Here is a 3664-nt window from a genome sequence, read left to right as displayed (position 1 = left end):
AGGTCGGCGGTGGCACCGACGGACAGCGGGCTCAGCCGCAGGACGGCGGCGGCGCGACCGGTGAGGTGGTGGAGGCGAGGTTCGTCCTCGCCGGGGTCCCCTTCGCGCAGGGCGGCGACGAGGGTCACGCGCAGCCGGGGCAGCTGTCCGGCCAGCCGCGCGAGCCAGCGCAGCGAGGCGGTGTCGGCCCATTGGAGGTCGTCCACCAGCAGGAGCAGCGGTTTGCGGTCGGCGTGTTCGGCGACCAGGGCGAGCCGGGTGGCGTCCTGTCCGGGGCCGGAGTCCGGACCGGTGTGTTCCCCGGGCGGGAGGGCGGCGGCCCCTGTGGCGGGCAGCAGCGGGGTCAGCAGCTGGTCGAGCACACCGAAGCGGAAGGCCTGTTCGTGCGGGGCTCCGCCGGCGGTGAGGACGCGCACGCCACGGCGTTCGGCGAGTTCCGGCAGGGCCCTCAGCAGGGCGGTCTTGCCCATGCCGATGCCCCCGGTGACCACCGTCAGCGACCCGCCTCCCGCTCCGTGGCCCGTGGCGTCCAACGCCGCCGTGAGCAGGCCGAGTTCCTGTCGGCGGTGGAGCAGGGGGTTCATGTCGTTTCCTCCGTAGCGGTTCGTCCGAGTGCCGCGGCCAGCTGGGGGCGCCCCCGGATGCCGAGCTTCCGGTAGGCCTTCGTCAGGTGCTGTTCCACGGTGCGGGGGGTGACGGCGAGTTCCCGGGCGATGGCCCGGTTGGGCAGCCCGTCGGCGGCGAGCGCCGCGACCCGGGTTTCGGCGTCGGTCAGGGGGGCCGGCGCTCCGCCGGCGGCGGGCGCGGGGGGTCCCGCCGGTTCCGTGCCGCGCCGGGCGCCCCGGGGCCCGCCCCGTGCCGGCCCGTGCCGCCGGGGGTCCCGCTCCCCGGGGGGCCGTCCGTTCCGGAGCGCCTCGCGTCCCGTGTCCGGCGCCGGGTCCGCGGCCGGGTCCGGTGGCGGGCCGGGCGGGCCCGGGTCGGCTGTGCCGCGCGCCGGTGCGGGCCGGTCCGGTACGGGCCCGGTCGCGGTCCGGGCGTCGTCGAGCAGGGAGTCGACGGTGAGGTGGCCCGAGAACGGGGCCGTACCGAGCGCCACCAGCGCCTGCCGGTACTGCCAGCCGGTGGCACGGCCCCGGGCCCGCTCCGCCGCTCCGGGCGGGGTGGCCCCGCCGGGGAGCGGGGCCAGGGCCGTGGCCAGCGCGTGGGGCGCGCCCCACAGCAGGGCCCGGCGGCGTTCCTCGGCCAGCAGCCGTACCGCCAGGGGGTCCTCGGGGTCGAGGGTCCGCGCGGCCGCCGAACGCCAGGGCAGCAGGGCGGGGTTGGCGGCCCGCCGGGCCAGCAGCCGGCGCCCGCACTCCAGCAGGTCGGCGAGGGCCGTGTCGCGCTCGCCGGCCGCGAGCCGGACCCGGCCGCGCGCGTAGAGGAGGTGGGCCCAGGCCAGTCCGCCCTCGGCGGCGGGCGGCAGCCGGGTGTCCAGGATCCGCGCCCCGGCGCAGGTCGAGCAGGGCCCGCAGGGCGAGGGGGCCGGGCGCCATGAGGGGATGCCAGAGGGGGGCCGGCATGACCTCCTCGCACCGGTCGAGGGCCTCCGAGGCGGCGGCGTCCCTGCCGCCCCACAGTTCGGCGAGGCAGGTGACGAGCAGAGCCGCGCCGGCCACCGGCCGGGCGTCCCGCCGTGCGGCGCACACCAGGATCCCGTCGAGGGCGCCGCGGGCCTCCTCCGTGTCCCCGCACAGGACGAGCGCGTACGCTGCGGCCGTCCGGACGGCCGGCGGCACGTGCGCGCGGGCCTCCGGGGCCAGGGCGGCCCGGGCGAGGCCCCGGGCGCGGGTGATGTCCAGGCCCCGCCGGGCGGTCCGCCAGGCGGCCACGGCGGCCTCGGCGGCCTGCTCGGGCCGGGCGGGCCAGGCGTCGGGCAGTGGTGGCTCGCAGCCTTCCTCCGGGTCGGGGCGGCCGTGTGCGGCCATCCAGTGCAGGGCCCGCAGCGCGGAGTGCTCGGCGGTGCCCGGCTCCGCCTCGGTGACGGCGCGGGCGATCCGGGCGGCGGGGGTGAGGAAGTCGCCGCGGGCCACGAGGAGTTCCGTCGCGAGCAGCCGGGCCCGTACCGTGCCGGGGTCGGCGGCGGGTCCGGCCGTGTGCGCCGGGGGGTCCAGGGCGCGGTACAGGTGGCGGCTCGCGGCCTCGGGCGCGGTGGGGAGCACGGCGGTGGCCAGCTCGGTCAGCAGCCGGACCCTCAGGGCCTCCGGCACCGGCTCACGCAGGGCCCGTTCCAGCAGCCGGGCGGCCCGGGGGTGGTGGCCGGCCGCCCGTTCCTCGGCGGCCCGGCGACGCAGGGCCGCCACCGCCCAGGGCGCGCCGACCGGGCCGGCGCCCAGCAGCATCCGGGCCACGGCGCGGTCGGGCAGGGCCGCCCGGTGGGCCCACGCGGCTGCCCGGGCGTGGAGTTCCTCCCGCCGTCCGGTGCCGAGGTCGGCCAGGACGGCCCGGGCGGCGGCTTCGCCGCGCAGGGCGGGGCGGGGGCCGTCGGCGAGCAGGCCGGTGCCGGACAGCAGGGTCAGGGCCCGGGCGGTGCCCGGGGTGCGGGGGCCGGCGGCCAGTGCCTCGATCAGGCCGGGGGTGCAGTCGGGCCCGGCGACCGCGATCGCGCGCAGGACGCCGAGGAGTTCCGGGGGCAGCAGGGGCAGGGTGCGCACGGTGCGCTCCCTGACGGCCTCCGCCGCGCTCTCCGCGAGGTGGGCGAGGTGGCCGGTGTCCGGGGTCCAGCCGTGCCGCAGGAACCGGGCGGTGACCGACCGCAGCAGGGCGGGGTTGCCGTCGAGGCTCCGGGCGGCCTCCTGCCGGAAGGCGGCGTCCGCGGACTCGGGCCAGGTGTCGGCGAGGACCCGGCCGACGGCTTCGGCGGGCAGCGGGGGCAGCTCCAGCAGGTGCCGGGCCACGGAGCGGCCTTCGGCGAGCGGGCAGGGCTCGATCCGCTCGTACGGATCCTGCGGGACGGCGGTGTTGCGGGAGGTGAGCAGCATCAGCGGCAGGCCGGCCAGCCGCCGGGCCAGGGCCTGGAGGCCACGCAGTGACGGTGTGTCGGCCCACTGGGCGTCGTCGACGACCAGCAGCAGGGGGCGGCTGCGGGCGGCGGTGAGGAAGGCCGCGCACAGCCGGTCCGGGCGGGGGGTGGCCGCGGCACCGGGGTGGGCCCGGTCCTGCGGGAGGTCCGGCCCGGCGGGGGCGGTCCCGGGGTGCAGCCCGCCGAGGAGCTGGGCGGCGATCCCGTGGGGCAGGCAGGTCTCCTCGGGCGCCGCGGCGACCCGTATCCCCGCCTCCGCGGCGAGGGCCGCGGCGTGGTCCAGCAACGTGCTGCGTCCGATGCCGGGCGGTCCGCTGACCTCCACGAGCGCGGGCCGGCCCCGCCTCAGGTCGGCCAGCAGGCCGCGCAGCAGCCGGTCCTCGGCGTCCCGCCCGACGGGTGCCGCCCGGCCGCCGGCGGGGCCGGGGTGCGGGTCCGGGGCGCCCGGCGGGGCCGCCTTCGTCGGTGACAGTGCCGTCCCCGGCAGGGCTGTCCGTGGCTGGACCGTCCGTGGCATGGCTGTCCGTCCTCCTGGGTGTCGTGTCGGTGGGGCTCCCCGCCGGCCCCGCGCGGCGTGCACGGCCGGGCGGCGGGCGCGGGGCG

The 3664-nt window shown here is 80.3% G+C and carries 2 protein-coding genes and 1 pseudogene; all 3 read right to left on the bottom strand.

What is annotated here, in order from left to right; all coding sequences use genetic code 11:
• Nucleotides 1-584: ATP-binding protein (locus tag VR44_RS48035; protein ID WP_245692829.1), on the bottom strand; the 584-nt coding region annotated here is incomplete at its 3' end.
• The gene (locus tag VR44_RS48645; protein WP_094192178.1) at nucleotides 581-1096 is read right to left on the bottom strand and encodes a helix-turn-helix domain-containing protein; all 516 of its coding nucleotides are present in this window, start codon (nucleotides 1094-1096) and stop codon (nucleotides 581-583) included. The genes VR44_RS48645 and VR44_RS48035, both read right to left, overlap by 4 nt.
• A gap of 1978 nt (nucleotides 1097-3074) precedes the next feature.
• A pseudogene (locus VR44_RS48025) lies at nucleotides 3075-3578 on the bottom strand (ATP-binding protein); the annotation flags it as partial.
• Nucleotides 3579-3664: the final 86 nt, after the last annotated feature.

Origin of the sequence: Streptomyces katrae (genome assembly GCF_000966975.1) — a bacterium.
GTDB lineage: Bacteria > Actinomycetota > Actinomycetes > Streptomycetales > Streptomycetaceae > Streptomyces > Streptomyces katrae.
Note: the sequence above shows the minus strand (reverse complement) of the source record. Positions and strands in the feature narration are given on the sequence as shown.